Genomic DNA, 986 nt, shown 5'->3' on the forward strand with positions numbered 1-986 from the left:
AAGACCGCCGAGATCAGTGGAGGCGACCCCACCCTTGGAATCACCTACCACGAGACCCGGCAAGATGCCGCCACGGGCAACTACCCCTTGGCCAGCCCCTATGAGAACATCGTGCTGTTTAACCAAACCCTTTTTGTACGCGCCGCCTACGCTGGACCCCCTATGGGTACGGGCTGCTACGCGATTGTAGAACTGGAACTCGAGGTGCTCCCAACCCCAGTGATACCGAACGACCTTCCAGACCTTACGGCCTGTGACGATACCGGATTCTACCAATTTGACCTTACCGAACAAGAAACCCTTATTTATGGCGACCAGCCCCGCGAAGACTATCGCCTTACCTACCACCTAACCGAGGCAGAGGCCATCAGTGGCAATGCCCCAATTGCCGACCCAGAAGCCTATACCAATGAGACCAACCCCCAGACCATCTGGGTACGCCTAGCCACCAACGACACCGACTGCTTCAAGGTAGGAAGTTTTGAGCTGGTGGTAAAGAGTGGCCTGCCCATCGTGGACCCAGAGCCCTTGGTGCAATGTGATGACCTTGGCGAACCCTTTGACGGAGTCACCACCTTTGACCTAACCCAGAAGAACGGCGAGATAACCGATGGAGTGCTTACCCAAGGCGTATCGTACTTTGTAAATGCGGAAGATGCCCAGAACAACGAAAACCCAATTGATCCCGATACCGCTTACGAAAACACAACCAACCCACAGATAATCTACGTACGCGTAGAGGATAGCGACAGTGCGTGCATTGCCCTTACCACGTTAACCCTTCGCGTAACGGCCAATCCCGAGCCAGTCACGCCAGACCCCATTGCCCTTTGTGATGAAAATGTGATCATCCCTCCAGGCCCTTATGACCAGACAGAACTCTTTGACCTTACCCAGCGCGAAGACCAGATCCGCAATGGGAACACCGATTGGACCTTGGGCTACTATGAAAGCTATGACGATGCCGTCAATGAGGAAAATGAGAT

General features: G+C 54.1%; 1 protein-coding gene. It reads left to right on the forward strand.

What is annotated here, in order from left to right; translation table 11 throughout:
* Positions 1–986 (forward strand): FIDD domain-containing protein (locus QPK98_RS15575; protein ID WP_494337537.1); only part of this gene is annotated, 986 nt, incomplete at both ends.

Source organism: Aequorivita marina, assembly GCF_031631895.2.
GTDB lineage: Bacteria > Bacteroidota > Bacteroidia > Flavobacteriales > Flavobacteriaceae > Aequorivita > Aequorivita marina.